The 23,785-nt window shown below is 67.9% G+C and carries 22 protein-coding genes; 9 read left to right on the top strand and 13 right to left on the bottom strand.

What is annotated here, in order from left to right; translation table 11 throughout:
- Positions 1–294 precede the first annotated feature (294 nt).
- The 7 genes from EBL84_RS12370 to EBL84_RS12400 all read left to right on the top strand — a co-directional run bounded on the left by EBL84_RS12370 (position 295) and on the right by EBL84_RS12400 (position 10,117).
- Positions 295–2,493, top strand: a complete 2,199-nt coding sequence (locus EBL84_RS12370) for an ABC transporter substrate-binding protein (protein WP_123141134.1) — start codon at positions 295–297, stop codon at positions 2,491–2,493.
- The gene (locus EBL84_RS12375) at positions 2,490–3,467 is read left to right on the top strand and encodes an ABC transporter permease (protein ID WP_005224694.1); all 978 of its coding nucleotides are present in this window, start codon (positions 2,490–2,492) and stop codon (positions 3,465–3,467) included. Before EBL84_RS12370 ends, EBL84_RS12375 begins: the two co-directional genes overlap by 4 nt.
- 13 nt (positions 3,468–3,480) lie before the next feature.
- Positions 3,481–4,899 carry an ABC transporter permease gene (locus tag EBL84_RS12380; RefSeq protein WP_123141097.1) on the top strand — a complete coding sequence of 473 codons (1,419 nt, stop codon included), beginning with the start codon at positions 3,481–3,483 and terminating at the stop codon, positions 4,897–4,899.
- A gap of 92 nt (positions 4,900–4,991) precedes the next feature.
- Positions 4,992–6,995 (top strand): ABC transporter ATP-binding protein, encoded by a 2,004-nt coding sequence (locus tag EBL84_RS12385; RefSeq protein WP_123141098.1) that lies wholly within the window; start codon positions 4,992–4,994, stop codon positions 6,993–6,995.
- 116 nt (positions 6,996–7,111) lie between these two features.
- Positions 7,112–7,312, top strand: coding sequence for a DUF2061 domain-containing protein (locus tag EBL84_RS12390; RefSeq protein WP_123141099.1), 201 nt, complete (start codon positions 7,112–7,114; stop codon positions 7,310–7,312).
- A 194-nt stretch (positions 7,313–7,506) separates the two neighbouring features.
- On the top strand, positions 7,507–8,877 hold the full coding sequence (locus tag EBL84_RS12395; protein ID WP_123141100.1) for an EAL domain-containing protein: 1,371 nt from the start codon (positions 7,507–7,509) through the stop codon (positions 8,875–8,877).
- 1,036 nt (positions 8,878–9,913) lie between these two features.
- On the top strand, positions 9,914–10,117 hold the full coding sequence (locus EBL84_RS12400; RefSeq protein ID WP_190287958.1) for a cold-shock protein: 204 nt from the start codon (positions 9,914–9,916) through the stop codon (positions 10,115–10,117).
- Positions 10,118–10,228: 111 nt separating this feature from the next.
- On the opposite strand, the gene EBL84_RS12405 is transcribed toward EBL84_RS12400, so the two are convergent.
- The 9 genes from EBL84_RS12405 to EBL84_RS12445 all read right to left on the bottom strand — a co-directional run bounded on the left by EBL84_RS12405 (position 10,229) and on the right by EBL84_RS12445 (position 18,642).
- On the bottom strand, positions 10,229–11,071 hold the full coding sequence (locus tag EBL84_RS12405; protein ID WP_123141102.1) for a cyclopropane-fatty-acyl-phospholipid synthase family protein: 843 nt from the start codon (positions 11,069–11,071) through the stop codon (positions 10,229–10,231).
- Complete coding sequence (locus tag EBL84_RS12410; protein ID WP_123141103.1) at positions 11,068–11,889, bottom strand: class I SAM-dependent methyltransferase; 822 nt, start codon at positions 11,887–11,889, stop codon at positions 11,068–11,070. The genes EBL84_RS12405 and EBL84_RS12410 overlap by 4 nt, the downstream gene beginning before the upstream one ends.
- A 455-nt stretch (positions 11,890–12,344) precedes the next feature.
- Positions 12,345–12,653, bottom strand: coding sequence for an Hpt domain-containing protein (locus tag EBL84_RS12415; protein WP_223806077.1), 309 nt, complete (start codon positions 12,651–12,653; stop codon positions 12,345–12,347).
- 127 nt (positions 12,654–12,780) lie between these two features.
- Positions 12,781–13,977 carry an ABC transporter permease gene (locus tag EBL84_RS12420; protein WP_123141104.1) on the bottom strand — a complete coding sequence of 399 codons (1,197 nt, stop codon included), beginning with the start codon at positions 13,975–13,977 and terminating at the stop codon, positions 12,781–12,783.
- 11 nt (positions 13,978–13,988) lie between these two features.
- Positions 13,989–15,194: an ABC transporter permease gene (locus tag EBL84_RS12425; RefSeq protein WP_123141105.1), complete on the bottom strand. Its 1,206-nt coding sequence runs from the start codon at positions 15,192–15,194 to the stop codon at positions 13,989–13,991.
- Positions 15,194–16,267 carry a diguanylate cyclase gene (locus tag EBL84_RS12430; RefSeq protein ID WP_123141106.1) on the bottom strand — a complete coding sequence of 358 codons (1,074 nt, stop codon included), beginning with the start codon at positions 16,265–16,267 and terminating at the stop codon, positions 15,194–15,196. Before EBL84_RS12430 ends, EBL84_RS12425 begins: the two co-directional genes overlap by 1 nt.
- Positions 16,268–16,375: 108 nt before the next feature.
- The gene (locus tag EBL84_RS12435; RefSeq protein WP_123141107.1) at positions 16,376–17,041 is read right to left on the bottom strand and encodes an ABC transporter ATP-binding protein; all 666 of its coding nucleotides are present in this window, start codon (positions 17,039–17,041) and stop codon (positions 16,376–16,378) included.
- Positions 17,038–18,186 carry an efflux RND transporter periplasmic adaptor subunit gene (locus EBL84_RS12440; RefSeq protein WP_123141108.1) on the bottom strand — a complete coding sequence of 383 codons (1,149 nt, stop codon included), beginning with the start codon at positions 18,184–18,186 and terminating at the stop codon, positions 17,038–17,040. Before EBL84_RS12440 ends, EBL84_RS12435 begins: the two co-directional genes overlap by 4 nt.
- Before the next feature lie 69 nt (positions 18,187–18,255).
- Entirely contained in the window at positions 18,256–18,642 is a 387-nt protein-coding gene (locus EBL84_RS12445) for a DUF805 domain-containing protein (protein ID WP_123141109.1), read from the bottom strand.
- 164 nt (positions 18,643–18,806) lie between these two features.
- Between EBL84_RS12445 and EBL84_RS12450 the strand changes: the two genes are divergently transcribed.
- A complete protein-coding gene (locus EBL84_RS12450) occupies positions 18,807–19,505 on the top strand; it encodes a Crp/Fnr family transcriptional regulator (RefSeq protein WP_123141110.1) in 699 nt (232 codons plus the stop codon).
- A gap of 3 nt (positions 19,506–19,508) precedes the next feature.
- Here the strand turns inward: EBL84_RS12450 and hcp are convergent, their stop codons facing one another.
- The 4 genes from hcp to EBL84_RS12470 all read right to left on the bottom strand — a co-directional run bounded on the left by hcp (position 19,509) and on the right by EBL84_RS12470 (position 23,216).
- Positions 19,509–20,804 carry a hydroxylamine reductase gene (hcp, locus tag EBL84_RS12455; protein WP_123141111.1) on the bottom strand — a complete coding sequence of 432 codons (1,296 nt, stop codon included), beginning with the start codon at positions 20,802–20,804 and terminating at the stop codon, positions 19,509–19,511.
- A 118-nt stretch (positions 20,805–20,922) separates the two neighbouring features.
- On the bottom strand, positions 20,923–21,501 hold the full coding sequence (locus tag EBL84_RS12460; RefSeq protein WP_123141112.1) for a DUF302 domain-containing protein: 579 nt from the start codon (positions 21,499–21,501) through the stop codon (positions 20,923–20,925).
- Positions 21,502–21,640: 139 nt separating this feature from the next.
- Entirely contained in the window at positions 21,641–22,021 is a 381-nt protein-coding gene (locus tag EBL84_RS12465; protein WP_123141113.1) for a c-type cytochrome domain-containing protein, read from the bottom strand.
- A gap of 310 nt (positions 22,022–22,331) precedes the next feature.
- A complete protein-coding gene (locus EBL84_RS12470; RefSeq protein ID WP_123141114.1) occupies positions 22,332–23,216 on the bottom strand; it encodes a phosphoribosylaminoimidazolesuccinocarboxamide synthase in 885 nt (294 codons plus the stop codon).
- A 106-nt stretch (positions 23,217–23,322) separates the two neighbouring features.
- Here EBL84_RS12470 and EBL84_RS12475 point away from each other — a divergent pair, with 106 nt between their 5' ends.
- Positions 23,323–23,709: a RidA family protein gene (locus EBL84_RS12475; RefSeq protein WP_123141115.1), complete on the top strand. Its 387-nt coding sequence runs from the start codon at positions 23,323–23,325 to the stop codon at positions 23,707–23,709.
- Positions 23,710–23,785: the final 76 nt, after the last annotated feature.

Genomic DNA, 23,785 nt, shown 5'->3' on the forward strand with positions numbered 1-23,785 from the left:
GTCAGATCATTCGATGATTGGGGATCGTTGCTCGGGGCTCTGGCACGGACACCCGCTCCTGTCGGGACCCGGGACCCGGGGCCGGGACGCTGGCGCCGGATCGGGCGCGGCGAGCCTCGCGGTCTCTCGGGCCGCAACCGATACCCCGTGGTTCGGGGACCGATAACAGTACCGAAACTCGTATTGAGGTGGAAGGGTGTACGCGAGGGAGAGGTCGATGAGCTGCGGTGCCGATGAGACCTGTGACCGGGGACCGAGGACGGTCGTCGTGGCGCGAAGCGGGTGAGGACGATGATGCCGATGGTGGACAAGGCGGCGAGATGGCGTGTGCTGTGGCGAGGCATCCGGGTGGTGTCGGTGATGTCGCTGCTGATCGCGGGGCTGGTCGCATGCGACGACCGCCCCTGGAACGATCCCTATCCGCGTGACACGGCCACCAGCAACACCCTCTACAGCTCCTTTGGCGAGCGACCCAAGCATCTCGATCCGGCGCGCTCCTACACCGTCAATGAAAACACCTTCATCGCCCAGATCTACGAGCCGCCGCTGCAGTATCACTTTCTCCACCGGCCTTACCAGCTGATCCCGCTCGCCCTGGCCGAGATGCCGCGGGTGCGCTTCTACGATGCCGCTGGCGAGCCGCTGCCCGATGACGCGCCCGCCGCGGCGATCGCCCGCAGCGAGTACGAGCTGCACGTCCGTCCCGGCACCCGCTACCAGCCGCATCCGGCCCTTGCTCGCGACGCCGAGGGCGCGCCGCGCTATCTCGACCTCGAGCCCGGCGCGCTCGCCGGGATCGACACCCTCGGCGACTTCGCCGAGCACGGCACCCGCGAGCTGGTCGCCGCCGACTTCGCCTATCAGATCAAGCGTCTGGCCGCGCCCTGGCTGCACTCGCCGATCAACGGGGTGATGGGCGAGCACATCCTCGGCTTCGCCGCGCTCGGCGAGCGGCTCGAGGCCGCGGACCCGGAGCAGGCGCGCGCCCGGGTGGCGCTGCTGCGCGACACCGAGTTCGAGGGCGTCGAGGTGCTCGATCGCTATCGGTTGCGCATCACCCTCGAGGGCAAGTACCCGCAGTTCTCCTACTGGTTGGCGATGCCCTTCTTCGCGCCCATACCCTGGGAGGCCGAGGCCTTCTACGCCCAGCCGGGGATGCGCGAGCGCAACCTGATGCTCGACTGGTATCCGGTCGGCACCGGTCCCTACATGCTCACCGAGAACAACCCCAACCTGCGCATGGTGCTCGAGCGCAACCCCAACTTCCACGGCGAGCGCTATCCCGACAGCGGCATGCCGGGCGATCGCGCCGCCGGTATCCTCGATGATGCCGGGGCGCCGCTGCCGTTCATCGATCGCGTCGTCTACAGCCTGGAGAAGGAGAGCATCCCGCGCTGGAACAAGTTCCTCCAGGGCTATTACGACTTCTCCGGGATCTCCTCGGACGCCTTCGATCAGGCGGTGCGGGTCGATGCCAGCGGCCGCCCCATGCTCACCGAGACGCTGGAGGCGCGCGGGGTCGAGCTGATGACCGCGGTCGAGCCGACGATCTTCTTCATGGGCTTCAACATGCTCGATCCGGTGATCGGCGGCGAGGGCCAGCGCGCGCGCCTGCTGCGTCGGGCGATCTCGATCGCGGTCGACATGGAGGAGTTCATCTCGATCTTCCTCAATGGTCGTGGCGTCGTCGCCCAGAGCCCGCTGCCGCCGGGCATCTTCGGTCATCGCACGGGCGAGGCCGGGATCAATCCCTTCGTCTATCGCTGGGAGGCGGGGCGGGCGGTGCGCCGCTCGCTCGACGAGGCGCGCACGCTGATGGTCCAGGCCGGCTATCCCGGCGGGCGTGATCGCGACACCGGTCGGGCGCTGACGCTCAACTACGAGGCGGTGGCCACCGGTCCCGACGACCGCGCACGACTCAACTGGCTGCGCAAACAGTTCGCCAAGCTCGGCATCGAGCTGGTGATCCGCTCCACCGACTACAACCGCTTCCAGGACAAGATCCGCAACGGCACCGGCCAGATCTTCTTCTGGGGCTGGAACGCCGACTACCCCGACCCGGAGAACTTCCTCTTCCTGCTCTACGGCCCCAACGGTCGGGTCGAGCACCAGGGCGAGAACTCGGTCAACTACACCAACCCCGAGTTCGACCGGCTGTTCGAGCGCATGCGCAACCTCGAGGACGGCCCCGAGCGCCAGGCGCTGATCGATCGCATGGTCGAGATCGCGCGTACCGACGCGCCCTGGATCTGGGGCTTCCACCCGCGCGCCTTCAGTCTCTATCACCGCTGGTATCACAACGCCTACCCCAACCAGATGGCCAACAACACCCTCAAGTACCGTCGTATCGACCCGGCGCTGCGCGCCGAGCTGCGCCGCGCCTGGAACCAGCCGGTGCTGTGGCCGCTGGGCGCGGCCGCCGCCGTGCTGTTGGCGCTGCTGCTGCCGGCCTGGTGGCTGGTGCGCCGGCGCGAGCGGAGTCGCGCGCTATGAGTGCCTATATCCTGCGTCGGCTGCTCTATGCCATCCCCATCCTGATCGGGGTCAACCTGCTGACCTTCGTGCTCTTCTTCGTGGTCAACTCGCCCGATGATATGGCGCGCATGCATCTCGGCGAGAAGCGGGTGACCGCCGAGGCGGTCGCGGCCTGGAAGGCCGATCACGGCTACGACAGGCCGATGCTCTACAACGCCGAGGCCGAGGGGCTGGGGCGGCTGACCGAGACCATCTTCTTCGACAAGTCGGTGCGGCTGTTCGTCTTCGACTTCGGCAGCTCCGACGATGGGCGCGACATCGGGCGTGATATCGCCCAGCGGATGTGGCCGAGCCTGGCGATCGCGCTGCCGGTGCTGCTGGTGGGGCTGGCCTTCAACATCAGCTATGCGCTGTTCATCGTCTTCTTCCGCGCCACCTATGTCGATCTGGCCAGCGTGGTGCTGCTGGTGACGATGATGTCGATCTCGGGGCTGTTCTACATCATCGGCGGCCAGTTCCTGCTCGGTAAGCTGTTCCAATTGGTGCCGATCTCGGGCTACGACAGCGGGCTGGCCGGGTTGAAGTTCCTGGTGCTGCCGGTGATCGTCGGGGTGATCGGCGGTATCGGTGCGGGGACACGCTGGTATCGCACCCTGTTTCTCGAGGAGATCGGTCGCGACTATGTCCGTACCGCCCGCGCCAAGGGGCTGGGCGAGCGCCTGGTGCTGTTCCGCCACGTGTTGCGCAACGCCCTGATCCCGATCCTCACCGGGGTGGTGGTGGTGCTGCCGCTGCTGTTCATGGGTAGCCTGATCACCGAGTCCTTCTTCGCCATCCCGGGGCTGGGCAGCTACACCATCGATGCGATCAGCAACCAGGACTTCGCCATCGTTCGCTCGATGGTGTTCCTCGGCGCCGTGCTCTATATCCTCGGGCTGATCCTCACCGACATCTCCTACACCCTCGCCGACCCACGGGTGCGGTTGCAATGAGTGGAGCGATGCCATGCCGTTGATGCCGGTGGTGCTGTGGACCGACGCGCTGCTCTATCTGTTGCTGGCGCTGCTCGGCGGGTTTGCCTGGCACGCCGCGCGTCACGAGCACCTGCGCGCGCCCTGGCGTCGGGTGGCGCGCTCGCGCATCGGGGTGGTCACCCTGGTGGTGCTCGGCTGCTATCTGCTGGTCGCGGTGCTCGACTCGGTGCATCTGCGGCTGCGTCTCGCTGACCAGTCCGGCGCGACGAGCGCCGAGACGCGCTACTCGCCCGAGGTGCTGAGCCTGCTCGACCTGGCGCTCGCCGGGCTGCGCAGTCAGTCGGAGAAGACCTACTCGGCGCCCTTCGCCACCCATCTCTACGTCAAGGAGGCGATCGAGCTGCCCGATGGCCGGGTGCTGCGCGATTATCCCCGTCTGGTGCACGGCGGCGCCCATCTCGACGACCCCGCCGCGCGTGGTCTCGACATCCTCTGGCGCGGGCTGCTCGGCGCGCTGCTGGGGCTGGCGCTGTGGGGGGCGATCCTGTTCGCGCTGAGCGCGGCACTGGCGCGGCGGCGCGGCATCACCCCGGCTTTGATGCGCGCGCGCATCAAAGCCGGGCGCACCGAGGTGCCGTGGCGTGCGGCGCTGCTCACCCTGGCGTCGATCCTGGCGCTCGGCGGGGCGGTGGCGCTGCTCGCCGGTCACTATCATGTCCTCGGCACCGACAAGGTCGGCGAGGACGTGCTCTACCAGGCGCTCAAGAGCGTGCGCACCGGGCTGCTGATCGGCACCCTGACCACCCTGGTGATGCTGCCCGCGGCGCTGCTGCTGGGGATCATGGCCGGTTACTTCAGGGGCTGGGTCGATGACCTGATCCAGTATCTCTACACCACCCTCAACGCCATCCCCGGGGTGTTGCTGATCGCCGCGGCGGTGCTGATGCTGCAGGTCTACATGAGCAACCACGCCGAGGACTTCGCCAGCCTGGTCGAGCGCGCCGACCTGCGCCTGCTCTTTCTCTGTCTGATCCTCGGCGTGACCAGCTGGACCGGGCTGTGCCGGTTGCTGCGGGGCGAGACGCTCAAGCTGCGCGAGTCGGATTATGTCCAGGCCGCCAGCGCGCTCGGGGTCGGTCATTTCACCATCATCGGTCGTCACATCCTGCCCAACGTGATGCACATCGTGCTGATCACCCTGGTGCTCGACTTCAGCGGTCTGGTGCTGGCCGAGGCGGTGCTCTCCTATGTCAACATCGGGGTCGACCCGACCATGAACAGCTGGGGCAACATGATCAACGGCGCGCGGCTGGAGCTGGCGCGCGAACCGGTGGTGTGGTGGTCGCTGAGCGCCGCTTTCGTGTTCATGTTCACCCTGGTGCTCGCCGCCAACCTGTTTGCCGACGTGGTGCGCGATGCCTTCGACCCGCGCCTGCGCGGCGCCGCCTGAGCCGTCGTGTCCACCCAACCCCGGAGGTCCCTCGCCGTGATCCGCCATCGTCGCCACGCGTCCGTCATCCTCGTCGTCCCGGGGGGCTGGCGATGAGCGCGCCGCTGCTCGAGGTCGAGGGGCTGAGTACCACCATCGGCGCGGCGCGGGTGGTCGACGACCTGCGACTGGAGCTGGCGCGCGGCGAGACCTTCGCGCTGCTCGGCGAGTCGGGCTGCGGCAAGTCGATGACCGCGCTGTCGCTGATGCGGTTGCTGCCGCCGGCGGGACGGATCGAGTCCGGTGCGGTGCGACTCGACGGGGTCGACCTGCTGCGGCTCAGCGAGGCCGAGATGCGCCGGGTGCGTGGCGCGCGTCTGGCGATGATCTTCCAGGAGCCGCAGACCTCGCTCAACCCGGTGATGCGGATCGGCGCGCAGATCGCCGAGGCGGTGCGGCTGCACGCGGGCGCCGCTGCTGCGGCGGTGGATGCGCGGGTGTTGGAGTTGCTGCACGCGGTCGGCATCCCCGACCCCGAGCGGCGCGCGCGCGAGTATCCGCACCAGCTCTCGGGCGGGATGAAACAGCGGGTGATGATCGCCATGGCGCTCGCCGGTGATCCCGAGCTGCTGATCGCCGACGAGCCGACCACCGCGCTCGATGTCACCATCCAGGCGCAGGTGCTGGGCCTGCTCAAGACCCTGCAGCAGCAAAGCGGGCTGGCGGTGTTGCTGATCACCCACGACCTCGGGGTGGTGGCCGAGACCGCCGAGCGGCTGGCGGTGATGTATGCCGGCGAGATCGTCGAGACGGCAACCACCGCCGCCTTCTTCGCCGCGCCCGCGCACCCCTACAGCCGCATGCTGCTCGACAGCCTGCCGACGGCGGACAAGCGCGGCGCGCGGCTTGCGGCCATCCCCGGGCGGGTGCCGCCGCTCGATCGCGCGTTCACCGGCTGTCGCTTCGTCGAGCGCTGTCCGCGCGCGCTCGCGCGCTGCGCCGAGCAGTTGCCGCCCTGGCACGAGGCCGGGGCGGGGCACTGGGTGCGCTGCCATCTGTGGGACGCCGACCAGGTCGACGCCGCCACCGTGGCCGCGCCTGCGGTGGCGGAGGGTGAGCATGCGCCCGCCGGGGAGGATGCGGCCCCGCTGCTCGAGGTCGCCGATCTCAAGGTGCACTTCCCGATCCATCGTGGGGTGCTGCGCCGGGTGGTCGGGCAGGTGCGCGCGGTCGACGGGGTGTCACTGCAATTGCGCCCGGGCCGTACCCTGGCGCTGGTCGGCGAGTCCGGCTGCGGCAAGACCACTGCCGGCAAGGCGCTGCTGCAGCTGATCGCGCCCACCGCCGGCTCGATCCGTTACCAGGGCCACGAGTTGGCTGGGCTCGGCCATCGCCGGATGCGCCGCTTCCGCAAGGACCTGCAGATCATCTTCCAGGACCCGCACGCCTCGATGAATCCGCGCATGCTGGTCGGTGACGTGATCGGCGAGGGGCTGCAAGCGCTGGGGCTGGCGCGCACCCGCCCGGAGCGGCTGCGCCGCGCCGCCGAGCTGCTCGAGCTGGTAGGGATGCCGGGTGCGGCCGTCGAGCGCTATCCGCACGAGTTCTCCGGCGGGCAGCGTCAGCGCATCTGTATCGCCCGCGCGCTCGCCGTCGACCCCAGGGTGATCGTCTGCGACGAGCCGACCAGCGCGCTCGACGTCTCGGTGCAGGCGCAGATCCTCAACCTGCTCAAGGATCTCCAGGCCCGTCTCGGTCTGTCCTATCTGTTCATCACCCATGACCTGTCGGTGGTCGCCTATCTCGCCCACGAGGTCGCGGTGATGTATCTGGGCCGGGTGGTCGAGCGGGGAAGGGTCGATGAGATCCTCGAGCGTCCGCGTCATCCCTATACCCGCGCGCTGCTCTCGGCGGTGCCGGTGGCCGACCCCCGGGCCGAGCGGCGTACCCTGCGTCTGGAGGGCGACATGCCCTCGCCGAGTGCGCCGCCGCCAGGCTGTCACTTCCATCCGCGCTGCCCCGAGGCACGCCCCGAGTGCGCCCTGGCCTATCCCGAGGGGCGGGCGGTCAGTGCGACGCATCGTGTCCATTGTCTCCTCGTCGAGGCCGGGCGCTGAGTGCCGGGCCAGGGCGTGATCGTCCATGCCTATTGGGGTGTAAATGAGAATCTATTTCATTTAGAGGCGGTCTGGGTCTATGCTTGTCCTCAAGGTAATCGAGGAGGGTAGCGACCATGATCAAGACACTCACCTTCGGCGCGGTGCACATGACGGTGGCCTTCACCGTGGCCTATGTGATGACCGGCAGCTGGGTCGTCGGCGGCGCCATCGCCCTGGTCGAGCCGATGATCAACACCGTGGCCTATTTCTTCCACGAATTGGTCTGGGAGCGGATCCGCAAGCGGCCGAAGATGATTGCGACCGCTGAGGTCTAGGCGGGGATGCCCGATGTTGCCGGTGACGGCCGTCTGGCGTTGTGATTCGACAGGAGTCTGACGCCTTCGATTCATCTCGGGACGGGGTGTTGTGCTGGCGCGGTCGATCCTTTGGGGTTGCGTTAGTTCTGTGCTCGACTTATTTTTGCGCATTGGACTCGCTGCTGGCGCAACCACTCACCAATGGACCTTGGATGATCGAGAAAAAGCACATCCTGTGTGTGGACCCCGAACCCTTCAAGCTACGCATCCCTGCGTTGCTCGGTCGCCGGGGGGTCAAGGTTGCGCTGAACGCGGCCAGTGATCAGGCGTCGCTCGATCAGGCCCTGAGCGAACCGGGACACTGGGATCTGGTGTTGTGTGAGGCCGGGTCCTTCTTCGATCTGGCCCTCGATGAGCGTCTTGATACGATCGGTGACGTCCTCGATGCATCGGTGGTGCTGATCAAGCCCAGAGACAGCCAGCTCTCGCCGGCCGAGGGCTATCGGTGGGGCGCGGCCGATGTGGTGATGAAGGGCGATACCGACCACTTGCTGATGGTCTGCGAGCGCGAACTCGGCAATGCCGTGCTGCGCCGGCGCTTGCGCATGCTCGAGCAGGTCGAGACCGCATCGCCGGGGGTGGCGCCGGGGCATGCCGACAGTCGTGAGGGGCGGCGAGGAGGGCGTGCTGTGGTGATCCCGACCATCACCGACCTGAGCAAGGCCGCGACCCATGATTCCGAGCCCCAGACCGAGTTCGTCGCCGAAACCACCGTCCACGAGTCCGGGTTGTCGGCCGAGCAGTTGCGGATCAAGTCGCTGATCGATGAGGGCGGTCTGACCCTCGAGTTCCAGCCGATCGTGCCGCTCGAGGCGCCCGAGCGGGCCCGCAGTCAGTTCGAGGCACTGGTGCGGCTCAAGGACGAGTCCGGGGCGCTGATGCTGCCCGGCGACTTCCTGCCGACCATCGCCGAGGCGGGCTGGATGGGCAAGATCGATCTGTGGATCTACCGGCGGGCGCTGACCATCCTCGAGGAGCTGCAAGGTGCCGGTCGCGCCGATGCCATGCTGTTCGTCAACCTCGCTACCGAGACCCTGCGTTCGCGCGCCCTGATCAAGGCCATCGGCGGCTTCACCTCGGCGGCGCGTATCTCCTCGGGCTCGATCGTGGTCGAGCTCCATCGCGATGCCTTCGTGCGCGAACCCGAGGGGGTGGAGCAACTCGCCGAGCTGCTGCGTCTCAATCGTCATGGTCTCCTGTTGGAAGACCCCGGTGTCGGCGACTGTCGCTTTCTCGAGCGTCACGGCGGGCTGATGACCCATGTCAAGCTCAACCGCAGGATCACCCGTGGTCTGGTCGAGGGCGAGGTCGAACAGCGGGATCTCGACCGTCTGGTCGGTTGCGCCCATGCCCGCGACATCCAGGTGATCGCGCTGGCGGTGGAGAGCGCCCGGCTGCTGCCGATGCTGTTCAGCGCCGGGGTCGATGCCATCCAGGGGCACTTCGTCAGCATGCCCTATCAGGACCTGATGTACCCGGCGGTTCAACGCATCGAGTCCGAGTCGAGCTTCATCGAATCCTGAGCGTGCGGTGCGCCAGACGCAGATTTTCGTCGCCAAGGGCGGGATTCAGGGTTACACTAGCCAGCATGAGAATTTCGATTCCGCTTTACTGAAGGCCGCCTCCGTCGCATTTCCCCCACTCGCGGTATCACCGCCGATCACCATCGCATTTCCCCCAACGCTCGTTGTCCCGACCGCATGGCTGTCGTCTTGCGTGGAACAGGCGAGGTGTATCCATCATGTTCGTCCCGATAGCAATGACAGCCGCTGGCCGTGTTGCCTGAGTGGTCCTGGTGATGATGTGGTGATAATGAAACGGTGCAAAAGGGATGACGGCGAACGCCCATGTTGCGATTACGTTCTCCGGTTTACACTGGCCAAATAGAATCGCATAATGACGAAGAAGCACTGGTGATGCAGGACGCATCACCTCGAGAACGAATACGCCGGATGCGTGTGCTTGATGGAAGGATAGTTACGCGGGACCCCATGGAGTCGGAGTCCGGTGTCGGGTTGACGGTCATGTTGGCCGCGGGCCCGGCGAACCGGCCCAGTGCCGCCCTAGGTGGCCAGTGGTCGTCCCGCTCGGAACCAATACCGCCCGATCAATCGCATGGGGCCACGGGCCTTGAGATCACCGCGAAAGCGACTGCCGCTCTGTGTGAGCGTCGCTGCCGAACGGTTGATGCTCGGTCACGATGATGCCCCTTCCCCCGGTCAGGACAGCCATGGTCATCAGTGTGTGATGACAGGTCGTCCGTGCTCGTGGAGGTATGCCGAACGGCATTTCGCACGCCACTGAGTGGTGTGTGGCGCTCGGCACGCCGCGGAAGCCTGGTCTCGTTCATCGACACGGGTCGATAACGGATATGGTGCGACACCTGGTGTCGCCACCGATTGCGGGATGCCTGCGTGGCTCCCGTTCGATTCGTCATCCTGTCCGTGACAGGGTGATGAAGCCGCGCTCGTAATTGCGTGCGGGACGCGGATTTTTAGCAATACCGGCGAGATGAATGCCGGTGCTTTATATTGTGATGAGGTTGATATGCCAGGCGAAATGGTTTCCGGGACGGTTAAGTGGTTCAACGACGAGAAGGGTTACGGTTTTATTGCGCGTGAAGGCGGCAAGGACGTCTTCGTGCATTACAGCGCGATCAATGGCGCTGGTGGCCGCAAGACCCTGCTCGAGGGTCAGCAGGTGACCATGCAGGTCACCCAGGGCCCGAAAGGCCCCCAGGCCGAGAACGTCAACCCGGTCTGAGCCTGATCCTGGCCCGGCCCCTGGGGCCCGGGCCGATCAGGGCGCGGATCGGGTGCCCGTCACCCGATCCGCTGTTCTCCCGACGCCCATGCCCGTCGGATGTGAGCCGATTCAGTCGGTGCGTTTACGAAAGTGCATGATCCCCCAGCGCAGATAGCCGGCGCGCCCCGCCTCGACCCAGCGCGTGAGACCGTCCTGCATGCGCGCGGCATAATTCGCCGAGATCTTCCCTGCCAGCTGTTCGCGCGACCTCTCCAGCACCTCCCCGACCCGGCTATAGTGAACCGCCAGCTGTTCGGTGAGATCGATGATCTCGACCTCCTCGAGCCCGTTGTCCACGGCCGTCGTACGATAGAACCTGAATGACCCCAGTGTGCTGAGATGGATACGCTCGAGCACCGGCTGCAGCACCCCTGACGGACAGTCGTCGGTCTGCATCGGGTCAGTGAAGACGAAGCGCCCGCCCGGGCGTAACACCCGTGCCACCTCGGCAATCACCCGCTCGCGCTCGCCGCTGTGCAGGATGGCGTCCTGCGACCACACCAGATCGACGCTCGTCTCGGCGAGCGGGATCGACTCGAAGCTGCCGTCACGCACATCGATGCGATCCTCCAGTCCCTGCTCTCGATTCATCGCGCGGTTGCGCGCGTTCTCCTTCTCGCTGAGGTTCAGGCAGGTCACCGTGCAGCCGAAGGTGGCGGCGAGATAGCGCGCCGCGCCGCCGAATCCCGAGCCGATGTCGAGCACCCGGGTCTCCGGGGTGATGGGCGCGGCGACCGTCGCCATGCGCTCGACGGTACGGCGGCTGGCCGTGGCGATCGCCTCCTCGGCATGCTGGTAGATGCCGATATGGATGTCCTCACCGCCCCAGACGTGGAAGTAGAAGTTGTCGGCATCCTCGCTGTTGTAATAGTTGCGGGCGGTCTCGACGACCTCGGAGTAGGGCGTGCTCATGCGTTCTCGTCCTCCTGGCGATAGCGCTTCTCGGCGACGTGGATGAAGAAATCGGGCTGATCCTCGCGATAGGTCTCCTTGAAGTCGCCGTAGGTGGTCACCTTCTGGAAGCCGACCTCGTGCAGCAACCGGCGCAGATAGTTCTTGCGCAGCGGGAACATATTGAGATGGAAGACGTTCTCGCCGGGGAACTCGTAGCGGAAGCGGGCGAGCGAGTCGTCGACGTGCTCGGGGGTGGCGCGGACGTTGTCGCCGCAGTAGTAGAAGTCGTGGCTGGGCGCGACCTGGTGATCGAGCAGGGCGTCGTAGTTGCGCTGGTCGATGATCAGGATGCCGTCGTGACGCAGTGTGGCGTAGAACTCGGCGAGTGCCTTGCGGCGGTCGCGCTCGTCGAACAGATGGGTGAAGGAGTTGCCGAGACAGATCGCCGCGTCGTAATAGTCGTGGACGTCCTGGTTGAGCCAGCGCCAGTCGGCCTGCACGGTGCGCAGCAGCTTGCCGTGGCTGCGGGCGTTGGAGAAGGCCTTGGCCAACATGTTGGGATTACCGTCGGCGCTGGTGACCTCGAACCCTTCCTTGAGCAACCGGACCGAGTGGAAGCCGGTGCCGGTGGCCACATCCAGCACCTTGCGTGCACCGTGCTCGCGCAGTACCCGGACGAAGAAGTCGCCCTCGCTCTGGGCGCGTCCGTCCCAGTCGATCAGCTGGTCCCACTTCTCGACGAAGGACTGGATGTATTCGGCCTGGTAGTGATCGGTGTGTCTGACTGCAAGCGGGTCGTTGCCATAGTCCTGCTGGGTATGCGTGGGGTTGTACATGGCGTCGCTCCTGGGCCTGCTCGGGTCGGTGGTGATGACGTGTGTACGCCTCGCGGGGTGGCGATTCAGTGGCCAGTGCGGAGATGGCGCACGGCATGGCGATACACGAGAGGTCTTCTTCTGGCGCCGGAATACACCCTGGTATACAGGGGGCGCTCACTGAAAACAGCGCGATTGCGCACTCGAAGTGGCAGCTGGATGCCGCCGGATGATGGTCGGGGTGGCCCCGACTGGAAGAGGGTTTTATCCTACAGGGCTGACACCACGAATCAACCCGCTCGTGGATTTTGTTTCATTTAAATCTTTGTTTTCGCTATCAGAGAATCTGATTGCCGGGCCGTGCCTGTTGGCTCGCCGGGGCCTCTGAGGCGTCGGCGGGAGCGGAAAAGGGTGCACCTGGAGCGGGCGAGGAGGGAGACTGGCGGGGGGAGGTCGAGTGCGGTTTGGTTGGCTTTCTATCCGTGTTCGATCGTCTCCCGATCCGGCATGCTGCTCAGTCGTCCGGCCTGGGTCGCGACCTGCTCGATATCGTGATCGATGCGCAGGGCGTCACCGATGCGAGCGGCGCGCTCGAGCGCGTCGAGTGCGGCATCGAGTGCCGGTACGCCACAGTAGCGGATGACCGTGCGCATCTGATGGACGTAGTCGGCCAGGCCCGGCCAGTCGCTCTCGGCTCGACAGGCGCGCAGCGCCTCGAGTTCGGCCGGCAGCTCCGCGCGCAGGGCGCAGAACAGCTCGTGGGCGAGCTCAGCGTCGCCGCCCACGCTGGCAAGGGCTGCTGCTGGATCGCGAAGCGGTTGTGCGGGTGCTGGGGTCGGCATCATCGTGCTCCACCGCCGAGTGTTTCGGCGACTCTAACCCCAGTTCCCCTTTCCGTCCAACCCGCGCGGCTCATTGCTCGTGCAGTGCCCGCACCGGGTCGAGTCGCGCCGCGCGCAGCGCCGGGACGACCCCGGCGACCAGCCCGAGCAGCAGTGCGCCGCACTCGGCCAGCAACACGAAGTCCCAGGCCGGTTGCAGCGGCAGCCCCGGCAGTGCGAGCCCGAGCAGCACCACCACCAGTGCGCCGATGGCGAGTCCGACGAGTCCGCCGAGCAGCGCCAGCAGCATCGCCTCGAGCAGGAACAGCCAGCGGATCTGCTCGCGTCCGGCGCCGAGCGCGCGCAGCAGCCCGATCTCGCGCCGACGCTCGCCGACGGCGATGGTCATGATGGTGAGGATGCCGATCCCGCCGACCAGCAACGAGATCGCGCCGAGCGCCCCGACCACCGTGGTCAGCGCGCCGAGCACCGACCCGAGTACCGCGAGCATCTGGTCCTGGGTGGTGATGGTGAAGTCCTCGGTGCCATGACGACGGATCAGCAGCGCGCGCACCCGTTCGGCCACCACCGCGCTGTCGGCATGACGGTCGTAGAGCAGGTCGATCTCCATCAGGCTGTCGCGGTCGAACAGTGCCAGCGCCCGCTCGGCGGGGATGTAGAGGGTGTCGTCGAGGTCGAAGCCGAGCATCTGGCCCTTGCGCGCCATCACCCCGATCACCCGATAGGGCTCGCCGCCGACGCGGATACGGGCGCCGAGCGGCGAGTGCTGGCCGAACAGCTGCACCGCCAGCTCCGCCCCCAGCACCGCGAAGGCCGGCGGATTGGCGCCGCGTTCGGGGAGGAAGCGACCGCTGGCCAGCCGCATCGACCAGATCTCGGGGACCCCGGGACCGGCGCCGAACACCGTGGTGCGGCGGCTGCGCCCGGCGTGCTCGACGGCGACATTGCCCTGCACCACGGGGACCACTGCCTCGACCTCGGGGAGACGCGCGAGCGCACGGGCATCCTCCAGGCTCAGTGGCCGGACGTTGGAGACCAGCGCCCCGGACATCCCCAGGGTGGTGGTGCGTCCCGGCGAGACGGCGATCAGGTTGGTGCCGAACTGGCTGAACTCGGCGAGCACGAAGCGGTGCACGCCCTCGCCGATCGCCGTCAGCAGCACCACCGCGGCGACCCCGATGGCGATCCCGAGCACCGTCAACAGGCTGCGACCGGGGCGCTCGCCGACCGCGCCCAGGGCATAACGCATCAGGTCCGTGGTGCGCATCGTTCCGTGCCTCAACGACCGTTGAGCGCCGCGACCGGATCGAGCCGCGCGGCCCGTCGTGCCGGCAGCAGTCCGAACACCAGCGCGCTGCCCAGTGCGGTGAGCACCGCCGCCAGGCTCGCCCAGAGGGGTGCGGCGAGGGTGAACCCGGCGAACTGGCGGTCGATCAGCCAGAGCAGGGCGTGACCGCACCCCAGCCCGGCGAGACTGCCGAGCGCACCGAGTATCAGGGCCTCGGTGAGGAAGAGCGCGCGCACCTGGGCCGCACTCGCCCCCAGCGCCTTGAGCAGCCCGACCTCGGCGCTGCGCTGGGAGACCGACACCAGCATCACGTTCATGATCAACACCCCGGCGACCACCAGGCTGATCGCAGCGATCGCCGCCACCGCCAGGGTGAGCGTCGAGAGGATCTGGTCGAAGGTACCGAGCAGCGCGTCCTGGGTGATCACGGTGACATCGTCCTCGCCCTCGTGGCGGTCGCGGACGATGGCACGGATCTGCTCGGCGGTGACCGTCAGATCGGCGCCGACTCGCCCCTGGACCAGCACCCGGAACAGCCCGGGGTTGTCGAACACCGCCTGGGCCGAGGCCACCGGGATCAGTGCCAGGTCGGCCATGTCGGTGCCCAGCGACACACCGCCGCCGGCGAGCACGCCGATCACCCGGAAGCGCCGGTCGGCGATCCGGATGCGCTGCCCGAGCGGGCTGGCGGTGCCGAACAGCTCGCGCGCCAGGGTCGCGCCGAGCACCGCCACCGGCGCCGCGCGCCCGGGATCGGCGCCGGGCAGAAAGCGCCCGGCGGCCAGCGTCAGTTCGCGGATGGCGAGATAGTCGGCGGTGGTGCCGAGGATGCCGACCTCGCGCGCCAGCGCCCCGGTCGACACCGGGGCCTCGCCCATCGCTACCGGGGCGACCCGCGCGACCCCCGGGGCGCGCAGCAGCGCCAGGGCGTCGTCCAGGGTGAGGTCGCGTGGGGTCTCGCCGAGCAGGGGTGGTGCGCCCCCGGTGGTCTCGTTGCGCCCGGGGACGACGATCAGCAGCCGGGTGCCGAGCTGGCTGAACTCGTCGAGCACGAAGCGGCGCGCGCCATCGCCGATCCCCGACAGGACGACCACCGCCGCGCAGCCGAGGGCGACGGCCAGCAGGGTCAGCGCGGCGCGGCCGGGGTGGGCGACGAGCGCGCGCAGTGCGGTGGTGGCGGTGTCGCGGGGGCGCATCAGTCGGCTGCCTGGTCGTCCTCGGTCATGGCATAGCGGTCGCGCCCCTGACGCTTGGCGCGATAGAGGGCCTGATCGATTGCGCGGAAGAAGGTCGCGCGGTCGTTGCCGGGACAGAAGGTGCCGACCCCGAGGCTTGCGGTGACCCGTCCGGCACGGGGGAAACGGTGTGCGCGGACGGTCCCGAGCAGGTCGCGTGCGAGCTGCTCGGCCTGACGGCGCGAGGTGTCGGGCAGGATCAGCGCGAACTCCTCGCCGCCCCAGCGCGCCAGACTGTCGCTGGCGCGCGTGCGTGTGGCGAGCAGCTGCGCGAACTCGTGCAGTACCGCGTCGCCGACATCGTGTCCCAGGGTGTCGTTGATTCGCTTGAAGTGGTCGAGATCGAGCAGGATCAGCGAGAAACAGCGCTGATGACGACCGGTCTTGGCGATCTCGCGCGCGAGCATCTCGTCGAACATGGTGCGGTTCCAGATGCCGGTGAGCGGGTCGGTCATCGACAGGATGCGTATCCGGTTGAGCGCCTCTTCGCGGGTGTGCTCGTAATAATGGATGATGCCGCCGCCGATGAGTAGCGCGACGGTGATGTTGAACAGCGTCTGGGCGGGGCAGGTGATGCTCCAGTGCCCCCAGCCGTAGACGAAGGTGGTGAGGACCGCGGCGATGAATAGCAGGTAAGCGAGGGTGGCCGCGCGCAGACCGTGCAGTGGATAGACGAACAAGGGGTAGAGCAACAGCAGCACATAAGGGTTGGTGTCGCCCTCGGTATGGACGATCAGATACAGCAGCATCGCGCCCGCGGAGGACGAGGCCAGCCACGCCGGCCCCTGCAGGCTGGCGTGACGGCGAAAGCGCCACAGCGCCAGCAGTATGGCTACGACCATCGCCAGCTCGATCAGGGCGAGTCTCGAGTCGCCGATGATGATGAGGTTGAACAGTGCGGCAACGCTCATCAGCGCAGTGAGCGTGAGCAGAATGAAGTTGAGCAGCTGCGCGCGACGAAACAGCAGCGGGTCCCGAGCGAAGCGCTGTGGCGTCTCGAGCAGGCGCTTCAGCGACTGCAGTGGCATGGGCATGGCGAGGGTGCCTGGTACAGGTGTGTTGCCGGGGATCGCGAAGTGCGATGGGGCGAATCCTGCCGTCCTGGTGCACGTGCGTCCATGCAGAGGCCTCGGTGTGGACCGTCAGTGGGCACGGATGCCGCCGTCCTCCATGTCGATGCGCCGTCCGGCGCGTCCGCCCACGACCGGGTCGTGGGTGACCACCACCAGGGTGACGCCCTGGTCGTTGAGCGCCTCGAGGGTGGCGATCACCTCATCGCCCGAGCGTCGGTCGAGGTTGCCGGTGGGTTCGTCGGCGAGCAGCAGCCCCGGTTGCATCACCGTGGCCCGGGCGATCGCCACGCGCTGGCGCTGGCCGCCGGAGAGCTGGTCGGGGCGGTGGTCGGCGCGGTCGGTCAGCCCCAGCCGGTCGAGCGCCTGGGCGACTCGCTCGCCTCGCGCCGCGGGTGCGATGCCGGCGAGCATCAGCGGCAGCTCGACGTTCTCCGCGGCGCTCAGTCGCGGGATCAGGTGGAAGGACTGGAAGACGAAACCGATGCGGTTGCCGCGCAGCGCAGCGCGCGCCTCCTCGTCGAGGCCGGTGGTCTCGATGTCGTCGAGCCGGTAGCGGCCCTGGTCCGGGCGGTCGAGCAGACCGAGGATGTTGAGCAGGGTGCTCTTGCCCGATCCCGACGGGCCCATGATAGCGACATAGTCGCCAGTGTCGATATCCAGCTCCACCCCATGCAGAGCCCGCACCTGCTGCTCGCCGACACGGAAGCTGCGACTGATCCCCCGGAGCGCGATCATGGCGCCGGCTCGATACGAGCGCCGTCGGTCACGTCCTCACCGCCGAGCGTGCGCGCCACGCGGTCGCCGGGCGCGAGACCGGAGCGGATCTCGGTGCGCTCCCAGTTCTCGATCCCGATGCGGATCTCGCGTCGTTGCAGTCGTCCGCTGGTCGGATCGAACAGCAGCACGCTTGGCGTGAGGCCGGCCTGGATCGCCGCGGTGGGCAGTTGCAGGACCTGTTCGCGGCGCTCGACCACGATCTCCACGTCGGCGCTGTAGCCGGCGAGCAGTGGCGTGTCGGTCGGCGGTTCGGTCATCACCACCTCGATCTCGACGGTACGCGCCTGCTTCTCCTGGTCGAAGACATAGGGAGCGATGCGGCGCACCACCCCGGCGAAGACCCGATCGCCGAATGCATCGAGGGTGATCCGCGCCTCCAGCCCGAGGGCGATGCGCGCGGCGTCGACCTCGTCGATGGGGGCGGAGATGTAGTAGCAGGCGTCGTCGATGAGATCGATCGCAGGGGGTGTGGGGATGCCCGGCGGCGAGGGGGTGACGTACTCGTTGAGCTCGCCCGAGACCTCGGCGACCACTCCGGCGAAGGGGGCGACGAGCCGGGTCCGCTCCAGCTCGGCGCGCGCAACCCCGATCTGGGCCTGGCTGACCTCGGCGTTGGCGCGTGCCGCCTCGCACTCGGCTGCGCCGGCGCGGGCGGCGGTCTGGGCGCGGTCGAGCGCCTCCTCCGAGGTCATCGCACGGGTATCGAGCCGGCGCTGGCGCTCGGCCTCGCGCCCGGCCTGCTCGGCGTGCAGACAGGCGGCGCGGGCGCGGGCCGTGGCCGCTTCGGCCTCGCGCTCGGCGAGCTCGACACGGGCGACGAGGTCGCGGTTCCAGAGTTCGAGCAACAGCTCGCCGGCGCCCACCCGATCGCCCTCGTGGACCTCGAGACGGGCGATCTGACCGCCCAGGCTGGGCGCGAGCCGGGCACGCCGACAGGCCTTGACGGTGCCGGCGCGGGTGTTGGCGACCAGCCGCTCGATGGCGCCCTCGCTGACCGCGACCAACTCGACCCGGGGCGGTCCGGGTCGACTGATGTACCACCACAGCAGCAGCGCGCCGCCGAGCGCGAGGACGAGCAGGAGGGAGGGCGACGGCCTTTTCATCGGGGACGGTGTCCGAGGCTGGTCGGGGCACCATTGTAGCGCGCCGGACCAGCGGGTGCGATGCGTGGCTCAGGCCTCGCGTCTACCGAATGCCTCGGTCGGCAGCACCAGTAGCAGCAGCAGCAGCAGCAGATCGAGACCGGCGATCAGCTCGTGACCGAACAGCGCCCCGATCATCAGGCTGAGCAGCGCAATCAACAGCAGTATCCACCAACCGGGCAGCCCGGCGTCACGGATGCGCTTGGCGGCGATGTTGGCCTGGGCGACCAGCAGCACGGCGGCGATGGCGACCAGCACCGCCAGCTTGATGTCGGCGATCAGCGCCGAGTCCTCGGGCCCCTTGGCGAGGCCGAAGCTGGCCAGCACCAGCAGGGCGATCAGGGCGGCGTGACAGCCGAGATAGGCGAGGCGGGAGAGACGACCGTGCTTGATGTCGCCAAAGAAGATCGTGAGCATGTCTGGGTCTCGTTGCGGGGTTCTCGTTCGGGACGCGATCGGCTGGCGCTGCGCCCCACGGATGCGGCCGCTCGGCGCGCGTCTCCCAGAGTATACCCGGCCTGCGTCGCCTGCCCGGCTGCGCTAGCATGGACGACGAACGGTCGAAACCTTGGGGATGGACAGTGTCGCAACGCGAGATCATCGAGTCATTGCGCGCCGCGCCCCTGCTCGCGCGGCTCGAACCGGCGCAGCTCGAGCGGGTCGCCGCGCGGACCACCCGTCTCACCCTGGCCGCCGAGCAGTCGCTGTTTCTCCAGGGCGACGCGGCCGAGCGTTTCTTCCTGGTATGCGCCGGGCAGATGCAGCTCTACCGGCTCGCGCCCGATGGCGCGCGCAAGGTGATCGAGATCGTCTCCCCCGGGCAGACCTTCGCCGAAGCGCTGATGTTCCTCAACCGCCCGAGCTATCCGGTGTGCGCGAGCGCGCTCGCGCCGACCGAGCTGATCGCGATCGACGCGGCCGACTTCGCCGCCATGCTGCGCGAATCGGTCGACACCTGCTTCCTGCTGCTCGGGGCGCTGAGCCAGCGGCTGCGTGGCCTGATTGGCGAGATCGACCATCTCACCCTGCACACCGCCAGCGGTCGGCTGGCGCGCTATCTGCTCGAACGCTTGCCGCCGGAGCGGCGCGCGCTGCGTCTGGAGGTCCCCAAGGGGGTGCTTGCCTCGCGTCTGTCGATCCAGCCCGAGACCTTGTCGCGGGCGCTGCGTCAGTTCGTTGATGCCGGTGTGATCGCGCTCGAGGGGCGTCATGTGACCCTGCTCGATCGCCCCCGGCTGGTCGAACTCGCCGCGCTCGAGCCTGGGCTCGGGCCGGAGTGAGCCTCAGGCCGCGGCCAGCGCGCGCGCCAGATCGCCTGCGGGGTCCTGGCCGGTCAGGCGCAGGTCGTAGCGCTGCTGCAGGATCGCGAACACACCGGGGGTGATGAAGGCCGGCGGGTTGGGGCCGAGGGTGATGCCGCGCACGCCGAGATGCAGCAGGCTCAGCAGCACCGCCACCGCCTTCTGCTCGAACCAGCTCACCACCAGGGTCAGCGGCAGGTCGTTGATGCCGCAATCGCAGGCCTCGGCCAGCGCGGCGGCGACGGCGATGGCGCCATAGGCGTCGTTGCACTGGCCCATGTCGAGCAGCCGCGGCAGCCCCAGGTGCTCGCCGTAGTCGTGGTCGCGGATGCGGTACTTGCCGCAGCCGAGGGTGAGGATGAAAGAGTTCGGCGGGGTGGCGCGGGCGTAGTCGGTGAAGTAGTTGCGCCCCTTCTCGGCACCGTCGCAGCCGCCGATGACGAAGAAGTGGCTGATCGCGCCGGACCTGACCGCCTCGACGAGGGTCGGTGCCTGATCGAGCAGCACCTGGCGGTGGAAGCCGATGGTCGATTCGCCGGCGGGCGCCTCGGGGCAGGGCGGGCAGGTCAGGGCGGCGGTGATCAGCGCCGAGTAGTCGCCATCGGGGAGACGCCGGGCGTTGGGGACGCCGGTGGCGCGGATGGTGTAGAGCCGGTCGCGATACTGCTCGGGCGGGATCAGCACGCAGTTGGTGGTGGCCAGTACCGGGCCGGGGAAGGCGGCGAACTCTCGCTTCTGATCCTGCCAGGCGCCGCCGTAGTGACCGGCCAGGTTGGGATGATCGCGCAACTTCGGGTACATGTGCGCGGGGAGCATCTCGCCGTGGGTGTAGACGCGGATCGAGGTGCCCTCGACCTGGCACAGCAGCTCCCAGAGATCGAGCAGATCGTGGCCGGTGACGAGGATGCCGGGACCGGCCGCGGTGCCCTCGCGCACCCGGCTCGGGGCGGGGGCGCCGAAGGTCTCGACATGGGCCGCGTCGAGCAGCTCCATCACCCGCAGGTTCATCTCGCCGCAGCGCAGACAGTAGTCGAGCAGCGCCTCGGGGTCGAAGTTGACGTTGGTCATGGTGACGAACAGCGCCTCCTCGATGAACGCCGAGACGGTCTCGTCGTGGTGGCCGAGGCGGCGTGCGTGATGGGCGTAGGCGGCCATCCCCTTGAGGCCGTAGAGCAGGGTCTCCTGCAGCGACTGTACGTCGGCGTCCTTGCCGCAGGTGCCGGGCGAGTTCACGCAGGCGCTGTTGCGGAAGGTCTGTTCACACTGGTTGCAATACATGGGGCGATCTCCTGTGGGCGGACGGGACCTGTCCCGCGTCACTGACGGCGGGGACGGGCGCAGTCTCGTCCGCTCTCGTCGATCGCCCCTTGATGGAGGTCAAATCCGTCCCCGTGGATCAGAACTCGCCGACCGCCGCCCCCTGCATGATGCTCCAGATGATGTCGCGCACCCGCGTGGCCGACTGCTCAAGCTCCGGGGGGAGCGGGCGACCGCCGTGGATCAGCAGGTCGAGGTTCATGCTGTAGAGGTGTAGCCGTCCCTCGGCGTCCTCGACCAGGGCGATGCGACAGGGCATGAAGCCGCTGTACTCGTTGCGGTGCTCGAGCATCTGGCGCCCGACCCGGGCGTCGCAGAAGGAGAGGAAGTTGACATAGCGATAGGGCTCGCCGGTGATCGCCTCGATCTGCTGATAGAAGGGCGATTCGCCGACGAACAGCAGGTTGTTGGAGACGGCGAGGCTCTTGAGCGAGTCGACGACGTCCTCGGTCGCGAGCCCCTCTTCGACGGGGACCGACCACATCATCGCCATGCCGGGGTCGCCGGTCGCGAGCAGACGCTGGCCGAACTCGGCATAGACCCGGGGTGCGCCGGGGTCGAAGGTCGCGAGGATCGGCGCCAGTCGTGCGGCGCCATAGCCGATGGCGAGCAGACAGAGCACCCCGAAGATGGCAAACAGGTTGCGGGCCAGTCTCATCCATATCCCTCCATTGACGAAGGGGCCCCTCGCGGGACCCCGAGACGCCCGTCCGGTGGGGACGGGCGCATGTGCTCAAGATGGGGTGGGGCCTGAGGCCCGGTCCCGTGCGCGCCTGCGGCGAGCCGGACTGGAGGGGTCAGCGCTCGGGCGCGCCCTGCTCGATCCAGGTCTCGACGAGCGCGACCTGCTCCGGTGCGAGTGGATCCTTGCCGTGGGGCATGCGGATCGATTGATCGACCTCGCCGGCGAGCAGACGGTAGAGGCTGCTCGAGAGCGCATCGCCCGGCACCACCACTGGACCGAACTTGGTGCCCTTCATCAGGGTGTCGTAGGAGACGACCTGGAAGCCGCTGGCCTCGGCGCCCGCGCCGCCCGGCAGGTGACACTCGACGCAATGGGTCTCCAGCAGTGGTTGGATGTGCATCTCGTAGGTGATGCGATCCTGCTGCCCGCAGCCACCGAGCACCAGCAGGGCCGGGAGCCCCATCATCGCGATCGTGCGGATTCGACTGGTCATCGCCCTCTCTCCTTCGTTGACACGACACGGCTCGTGCCACCAATGCTCCTGGCCTGCCGTGTTCGCCACGCTGGTCGAGGGTGTTCCGCCCCTGGATGCCGACCGCTCACCGTGCAGTTCGACGGCTTGCCCCCTGATGAATCATCGGTGGGCACGGGCCACTGACAATTGCCCCGTTGATTCTAATGCTAGTCGACTCCCGGCCATCGACAAGGTGTGTGATACCGGCCTAGGTCAGCTTTTCGTGCCCCGCTGGTCGGGGCTGGGCTTGGACGACGGGGGTGTGGGATCACCCCCGGGGAGGGCGGACTCAGGCGCCGGTCAGGCGCTGCTCGGCCTCGAGATACTTGGCGGCGGTGCGGTCGATGATCGACTGCGGCAGCTCCGGCCCCGGCGGGGTCTTGTCCCAGTCGAGGGTCTCGAGATAGTCGCGCACGAACTGCTTGTCGAAGCTCGGCGGGCTGGTGTCCGGGCGGTACTCGTCGGCCGGCCAGAAGCGCGAGGAGTCGGGGGTGAGCACCTCGTCGATCAGGTGCAGCCGGCCCGCCTCGTCGAGTCCGAACTCGAACTTGGTGTCGGCGATGATGATGCCGCGTTCGCGCGCATAGGCCGCGCAGCTGGTGTAGATGGCGATGGCGGTGTCGCGCACCTGCTCGGCCAGTTCGCGACCGAGCAGCTCGACGGTGCGGGCGAAGTCGATGTTCTCGTCGTGATCGCCGATCTCGGCCTTGGTCGAGGGGGTGTAGATCGCCTCCGGGAGCTGGTCGGCCTGGCGCAGGCCCTGGGGCAGGGCGATGCCGCACACCGCGCCGGTGGCGCGATAGTCCTTCCAGCCCGAGCCGATCAGGTAGCCGCGCACGATCGCCTCGACCGGCAGCGGCTTGAGGCGGCGTACCACCATGGCGCGCTCGCCGAGCGTGGCGAGTGTCTCGGGGTCGGTGATCACCGCCTCGACCGGGATGTCGGAGAGGTGATTGGGGATCAGGTCGGCGGTGCGCTCGAACCAGAAGTTGGAGACCCGGGTGAGCACCTCGCCCTTGCCCGGGATCGGCTGCGGGAGCACCACGTCGAAGGCCGAGAGGCGGTCGCTGGTGACCACCAGCAGATGATCCTCGCCGACGGCATAGATGTCCCGGACCTTGCCGCGACCGAGCAGCGGCAGTGTGGAGATGTTCGATTCGTAGAGCGCAGGCATGACGGTTGATCCCAGAACGACAAGGCTGAGATTATAACGATTTACGCCGCTTCGTGGGCCATCCCCGACGCCCGTCGGCGCCATCCTGAGCATCTGAGGTCCTTCGATGAACAAACGCGTCATCTCCACCGATCAGGCCCCCCAGGCCATCGGCACCTACTCGCAGGCGGTGCGGGTCGGCGATACCGTCTATCTCTCGGGCCAGATCCCGCTGGTCCCCGAGACCATGACCCTGGTCGAGGGCGACATCGAGGCCCAGGTGCGGCGGGTCTTCGACAATCTCACGGCGGTTGCCCGGGCCGCCAACGGCACCCTCGCCGACATCGTCAAGCTCAATGTCTTCCTCACCGATCTCGGTCATTTCCCGGTGGTCAACCAGGTGATGACCGAATACTTCTCCGAGCCCTATCCGGCGCGCGCCGTGGTCGGGGTGGCGGCCCTGCCCAAGGGGGCCGGGGTCGAGATGGATGCGGTGATGGCCCTGGCCGACTGAACCGCCCGGCGCCGACGCGAATGGTATTCGCGCGATCCTGGCATACCATTGGCGGTAGCGCCCGCGGCGCGATCGG

Origin of the sequence: Marichromatium sp. AB31, assembly GCF_003718685.1 — a bacterium.
Taxonomy (GTDB): Bacteria; Pseudomonadota; Gammaproteobacteria; order Chromatiales; family Chromatiaceae; genus Marichromatium; species Marichromatium gracile.